Genomic DNA, 5,754 nt, shown 5'->3' with positions numbered 1-5,754 from the left:
GGGGGCGGCCTGCAGGCGCGCCAGCGGCGCCGACCAGCTCTGGCCGTCCTCGTTGGCCACGAACGGCTCGGGCGCGGGGGACGCGGGCTCGGCCAGCCGCAGGCGCATCGCGCCGCCCTCGATGAAGACGCCGGTGACACCCGGCACGTCCAGGCCGTCCCGCTCGCAGGCGGCGAGCAGTACGCGCAGCGCCCGGTCCACCATCCAGGAGGCCGACGTGTCGGTACGCAGCAGGCTGTCGTCGAACGGCTCCGCGCGGTTGCTGCGCGCACGGCGCACGATGTAGACCACCACGAGCACCAGGGCCACGGCGATGATCGTGAGGCCCACGCCGATCAGGACGGGCTCCAGCCCGGAACCGCCGGTCTGTGTGCCGCCGCCGGGCGAGGCGGTGGCCTCGGTCGCGCTCGCCTCGGGCGCCGCGCTCGGGCCCGGGAGCGGGCCGTTCTGCAGGCCCTCGCCCTTCGCGTCCTCCGGCATCTGGAGCACCCAGCCCACCGTGACGACCGCCGGGTCGGTGAGCTTGCCGCCGTCGGGCTGCGTGCGGCCCTTGTTCAGCTCGAAGATCTCCTTGTGCCGCTCGCCGTCGCCCAGGAACCGCTCGGCGATCATGTAGAGGTACTCGGGCTCGCCCTCGGGCGTCTCCGCGATCACGTAGTACGGGACCGACGGCGCGGCCGGCTCCTCGGCCGCGGCGCTCGCCTCACCGGCGCCCTCCGCCGGACCGGTCGGCAGCACGCCGACCTGGAGGCCCGCGCCCTCGGCGTCGCCGGGCATCTGCAGGACCCAGCCCGGCAGCAGGACGGTCTCGTCGGTCAGGGCGTCGCCGTCGGGCTGCGTGCGGCCCTTGTTCAGCTCGAAGATCTCCCGGTACCGGTTGCCGTCGCCGAGGAACCGCTGGGCGATGTCGAACAGGAACTCCTGCTCGCCCTCCGGCTTGGCCGGCACCACGTAGTACTTGACCTTCTTCTCGCCGTCCTTCGTGTCGGTGGCGAGGGTCGTGGCGCGGGTGGCACCAAGATCCGTGACGATGCTCGTGACCTGGGCGTTCGACGGCAGAGCTGTCGACGGCAGAGCTGTCGACGGCAGAGCGGTCGCGACGAGGAGGGCCCCCGCCGCGGTCGTGGACAGGATCGCCACGGCCAGAGCGGCGGCGATGCGGTGGGGGTGCTGCACGGTTGCTCCGTCTTCAGATGTGTAGCGTCAGTCGGGGAAGGATGGGGCGGGGAGACGCCGGTCCGGGAAGGGGCAGCCCGGGCTCACGCGGAGCCGGGGACGCTCCGCTCCGGCAGGTTCATGATGTTGGTGCCGACGCCGGCCCAGCGGAACGTCGTCATCACGGCGTCGAAGAAGAAGACCAGCGCCTCGGCCAGGCGCTCGGTGTTGTGGTTGTTCCAGACCGTGCTGAACGACAGGACCAGCCACTCGCCGTCGACCTCGTCGCGGGAGACCGCGTAGAGCACCTGGCGGGTGGAGAGCTCCGGCCAGTCCTCGTCACGCTTCATCTTGTGCTCGGTGTGCACCACGCGGACGCCGGGGCGGCCGTCGAGCTCGACCAGCTCGCTCTCCTCGTAGCCGTCGCCGAGGATGCTGGTGACGATCTGCAGCGGGTCGGTGCCCGCGTCGCTGACGACCTCGATCTCGGCGATGGAGGCGGGGATGTGCACGCCCTCCATCGGCTCGGTCGGCAGGTAGACGGCGCCCGTGCCGGCGTCGCGCGCGGCGGCGAGGTTCTTGTGCAGCTCGTCCCGCAGCATGTGCCGGTACGGCTCGGCCCGGTCTCGGGGCAGCGAGTCGGGCAGCGCGCGGGCGACGACCTCCTCGATCGCCGCGTCCAGCTCGCGCTGCTGCCCCTCCCCCGTCGGGAACCGCGCCCAGCCGGGCGGCAGGAGGAGGACCCACGCGTCGGTCGGCTTGCCGGCACGGGCAGGGTTCGTCTCCGCGGCCGCGTCCGAGTTCGGGTCCGAGTTCGGGTTCGCGGGCTGCTGGTCGGTCATGTTCCGCTCCGGGTCTGTTCGCTCCGAGCCTGTTCGCCCCGGGTGATCCGGACGGCGGGCAGCAGCTCGTCCAGCGCCGCCCCCACCGCCTCGGCGATGATGATGTCCTGCGTACGCCACAGCAGCACTGTGTCGACCACCGCGTCCGCGTGCTCGGTGCGCCGGCCGAGGCCGACGCTCAGCCACACCTCGGCGTTGTCCGGGTCGAGCTCCATCCGGGTGACCCGGATGCCGTCGCCGTCAGGCAGGTCGAGGTACTCGATGTTCGGCGGGTTCACGGGGTTGCCGCCCGTGGCGCCCAGCACCTGCATGAGGGTGTCGTCCTCGGCGCCGGGCTCGCTCAGCGCGACGCTGACCAGCACGGGGACGGGGCCCCGGTCCTGCAGGCCGACCAGGGCGGCGACCCGCGCGTCGGGCGCGACCTGGTCGGCGAACGCCACGAGGTTGGTCACCGACTCGGCGACGTTCCGGTGCATCAGCTCCCGGTCGGCGTCCGAGACGGGCACGCCGAGGTCGATCATCTGGTCCATCGTCGGCTCGACCGAGGCGAGCACCGCCGCGACGACCTCGTCGTGCCACTCGCGCACGACCTCTGCCGGATCCGCGCTGGACGGAACCGCCGTCCAGCCCTCCACCTCGTCGATGGTCCACGCCCAGTCCCGGCCGGCCGCCTCCACCGTTCCGAGTGCGCTGCTCTCGCTCACTAGATCGGCTCCCCGGCTCCGGTCGTGATGTGGTTGTACTCCCAGTCGGTCGTGCCGGTGAAGTTCTCGCGGGCGTCGTCACCGAACGACGACGCCGGCACGCCGGTGCTCCACGCGCCGGAGACGAAGCCGGTGAACCAGCTGCCGGAGCCCAGGACGTACACCCACGGCTTGACGAACCCGCCGGTGATCCCGGTGATCTTCAGACCGTCGAGGGCGGCGTTGATCGCGCCGAGCTGCTTGATGCCGCCGAGGCCGATGGCGCCGGTGAACGAGGGGATCTTCCAGGCGCCCGGGTTGATCTTCAGCAGCGCCTGCAGCTTGGACAGGTTCGTCAGGTTCTCGCTGATCTTGAGCCCGCCGGACAGCACGCGGTTCAGCGCGAACGCGCTGAACGGGCCGTCGATGTTGTTCCGGAAGACCGCCATGCGCTCGGCGATCCGCGACAGGTCGTTCATCCGGATCGCCGTGGCCGACTGGGACGCGGCCTTCGAGGCCTTGACGGCGGCTCCGATCACCTTGGCGACGGCCAGGCCGGCGACGGCGGTGATCACGCCGATGGCGCCCCAGATCACGCCCATCCAGCTCTCCTCGCCGGTGGCGGCGAGCACGATGGAGCCGAGCAGGCCCACCACCGCGACGCCGAGCGCCACCCAGGCGAGCACACCGAGCCCTGGGATGATCATCGCCAGCACCGCGAGCGCCATGCCGATCCAGCCCAGGACCTCGACGAGGCCCTTGAGGAACTTCATGAAGTTGTGGCGGAGCTTCTCCTGCCACGTGTGGTTCAGGCCGTCCTCGCCCCAGTTCTCCTTGATCTTGGTCGCGGCCGCCGAGGCGGCCGTGTCCAGGGCGGTCATGGCGTTGCGGGCCTTGGTCTTGGCCGCCTCCAGCTCACCGTTCGCGGTCGAGATCTTGTCCGCGCGGTTCTGGGACTCGTTCCTCTGCTCGGTGGTCAGGGGCGGCGCGTCGTCCGGCCGGTCCTCGTTCACCGGGTCGGGCAGGCCCTCGGCGCCCTTCCGGGCGGCGGCCGCGTCCTCGGCCATCGTCAGGGCCTTGCCGGTCTCCGAGCGCGCCGTCTCCAGCTCCGGGCGGTACGCCACGAGTGCGGCGTGCACGTCCTCGTAGCGGCCGGCGGCCTTGCCCAGCGCCTCGTGGCTCTCCCGTGCGCGCTTGCGCATGGCATCGGCGGCCTCGCCCTTGAGCAGGGTCTCGTCACCGTCGCCGATCTTCTTGAGGAGCGCCGCCTGCGTGGTCATCATCTCGGTGATCTCTTTGTAGTGCTTGATCACCGCGTCCAGACCGGACGCCTCGGCCGGCACAGGGTCGTCGTCGTAGTCCAGCAGATGCCACTCACCCACGCGGGCGGCGCTCATCCAGTCTCCTCAGGGTCGCGCTGGTCGGTTGTGTCTTCGGGTCGTGCCGGGGTCCGCCCTCACTTGTCGGGCGTCAGCGACTTCTCCAGCTCGATCTCGGTGTCGTTCCAGGTCTCCGCGGCCGTCTCCATCTTTCCCTGGAGGTCCTTGAGGTTGTCCTGGAGCTTTTCCCGCTTGACCCACCAGCTTTCGACGAAGTCGCCCATGGCGTTCTTCACCGTCTTGTGGCCCCAGATATCGCCGCCGTCCCAGAGCTCTTTCATGTTCTCGAGCTCGTTGAGGACCGACTTCAGCTGCTCCGCAGCGTCGTCGACGGCGATGGAGGTGACGACGAGGTCAGCCATCCGACGACTACTTGTTCAGCGCGTTGGCGAGTTCCTCGTCCGTCTTGCGCAGCGCCTCGGCGGCCTGCTTGAGGTACTCGCCGATGCCGTTCAGACCCTCCATGACCTGCTTGCCACCCTTGTCGAGCTCCTTGTAGGACTCGTCGAAGCGCTTGGAGGACTTGTCCGTGACATAGCCGTCCTGAACCAGGTTGTCGACCATCGACCGCAGCTGGTCCAGCTTGTGCTGCATGTCGTCGGCCTCCTGCTTCATGCGCTGGGAGGCGTCCTCCATCTGCTGGAAGGTCACATTGATGTTGGCCATGATCAGTCCTCTCGGGTTGCCTCGTGGAAAACAGGGCGATCGTACATGAACCGGACACCCCCGGGGTGAATCTACGGGTGATTCCCTACACCGATCCCGGGACCCTTCGTTCGGGCAGGTGTACGGGGTCCGCACCGGGGCCGCGCCAGCGGAACGTGGCCATCACCGCGTCGAAGAACTCGACCAGGGTCTCGGCCAGCCGCTCGGTGCCCCGGCTGCTCCAGCTGGTGCTGAAGGTGAGGACCAGCCAGTCGCCGTCAGCCTCGTCCCGCAGGACGACGTACGCGACCTGGCGCGTGGAGACCGTCGGCCGGTCGCCCTCACGGTGCACATCGTGCACCGTGTTCGTCAGCCGCGCACCCGGACGTCCGTCCAGGTCAACGGGCCCGCTCACCGTGTAGCCCGTGCCCAGCACGTCCGCCGCGACCACGGCCGGGTCCGCCCTCCGGTCCCCCAGGATCTCCGTCTCGGTGATCGACGCCGGTACGGCCATCCCGGCGACGGGCTCGGTCGGGAGGTAGACGACGCCGGGGGTGGTCCCGGCCGCTCCCGCGTGCTCCGGGCCCGCGGGGAACCGCGCCCAGCCCGGCGGCAGCAGGAAGGCCCACTCGTCGGTGGGCTTCCGGCCCGGCTGCGCCCCCGGCACCACCCCGGTCATGCCGCGGTCCGGACGACGCGCACCGCGGCCAGGAGCTCGTCGAGCAGCTCCAGCATCGCGGCGCCGAGCATGAGGTCCTGGGACCGCCATACGAGCACGGTGTCCACCACGACGTCGTCGTGCTCGGTGCGCCGGCCGAGGCCGATGCTGAGCCAGCCGCCTCCGGAGAACTCACCGACGTCGAGGCGGGTCACCCGCACCCCGTCGCCGTCGGGCAGGTCGGGGTACTCGACGGTCGGCGGGCTCACGGGGTTGCCGCCGGTAGCACCGAGCGCGGCCAGCAGGCCGTCGTCCGGGTCGGCCGGATCGCTCGCGCCGACGGCGACCAGCACCGGGACGGGGCCGCGGCCCAGCACGCCGAGCGCCGCGAC

General features: G+C 70.9%; 8 protein-coding genes. All 8 read right to left on the bottom strand.

Going from position 1 to position 5,754, the window contains the following annotated elements; genetic code table 11:
* The coding region (locus PROKR_RS31095) for a LysM peptidoglycan-binding domain-containing protein (RefSeq protein ID WP_084800700.1) at window positions 1-1,176 on the bottom strand (1,176 nt) is incomplete at its 3' end.
* A gap of 83 nt (window positions 1,177-1,259) precedes the next feature.
* Window positions 1,260-1,997, bottom strand: coding sequence for a hypothetical protein (locus tag PROKR_RS26835; RefSeq protein ID WP_036969930.1), 738 nt, complete (start codon window positions 1,995-1,997; stop codon window positions 1,260-1,262).
* Entirely contained in the window at window positions 1,994-2,701 is a 708-nt protein-coding gene (locus tag PROKR_RS26830; RefSeq protein ID WP_036969928.1) for a hypothetical protein, read from the bottom strand. Before PROKR_RS26830 ends, PROKR_RS26835 begins: the two co-directional genes overlap by 4 nt.
* Window positions 2,701-4,077: a hypothetical protein gene (locus tag PROKR_RS26825; RefSeq protein WP_036969926.1), complete on the bottom strand. Its 1,377-nt coding sequence runs from the start codon at window positions 4,075-4,077 to the stop codon at window positions 2,701-2,703. The genes PROKR_RS26830 and PROKR_RS26825 overlap by 1 nt, the downstream gene beginning before the upstream one ends.
* Window positions 4,078-4,136: 59 nt before the next feature.
* Window positions 4,137-4,421 carry a hypothetical protein gene (locus PROKR_RS26820; RefSeq protein WP_020014344.1) on the bottom strand — a complete coding sequence of 95 codons (285 nt, stop codon included), beginning with the start codon at window positions 4,419-4,421 and terminating at the stop codon, window positions 4,137-4,139.
* A gap of 7 nt (window positions 4,422-4,428) precedes the next feature.
* The gene (locus PROKR_RS26815) at window positions 4,429-4,725 is read right to left on the bottom strand and encodes a WXG100 family type VII secretion target (protein ID WP_020014340.1); all 297 of its coding nucleotides are present in this window, start codon (window positions 4,723-4,725) and stop codon (window positions 4,429-4,431) included.
* An 85-nt stretch (window positions 4,726-4,810) separates the two neighbouring features.
* Complete coding sequence (locus tag PROKR_RS26810) at window positions 4,811-5,383, bottom strand: hypothetical protein (RefSeq protein WP_036969924.1); 573 nt, start codon at window positions 5,381-5,383, stop codon at window positions 4,811-4,813.
* The coding region (locus tag PROKR_RS26805; RefSeq protein WP_036969922.1) for a hypothetical protein at window positions 5,380-5,754 on the bottom strand (375 nt) is incomplete at its 5' end. The genes PROKR_RS26810 and PROKR_RS26805, both read right to left, overlap by 4 nt.

It is taken from the genome of Promicromonospora kroppenstedtii DSM 19349 (genome assembly GCF_000515355.1).
In the GTDB taxonomy this organism is placed as follows: domain Bacteria; phylum Actinomycetota; class Actinomycetes; order Actinomycetales; family Cellulomonadaceae; genus Promicromonospora; species Promicromonospora kroppenstedtii.
This window is presented reverse-complemented; position numbering and strand designations above follow the sequence as displayed.

Bases quoted from the DNA above. Each gene is read 5' to 3' on its own strand.
- PROKR_RS26835 (WP_036969930.1), bottom strand. From the start codon at position 1,997: ATGACCGACCAGCAGCCCGCGAACCCGAACTCGGACCCGAACTCGGAC.
- PROKR_RS26825 (WP_036969926.1), bottom strand. From the start codon at position 4,077: ATGAGCGCCGCCCGCGTGGGTGAGTGGCATCTGCTGGACTACGACGAC.
- PROKR_RS26810 (WP_036969924.1), bottom strand. From the start codon at position 5,383: ATGACCGGGGTGGTGCCGGGGGCGCAGCCGGGCCGGAAGCCCACCGAC.
- PROKR_RS26820 (WP_020014344.1), bottom strand. From the start codon at position 4,421: ATGGCTGACCTCGTCGTCACCTCCATCGCCGTCGACGACGCTGCGGAG.
- PROKR_RS26815 (WP_020014340.1), bottom strand. From the start codon at position 4,725: ATGGCCAACATCAATGTGACCTTCCAGCAGATGGAGGACGCCTCCCAG.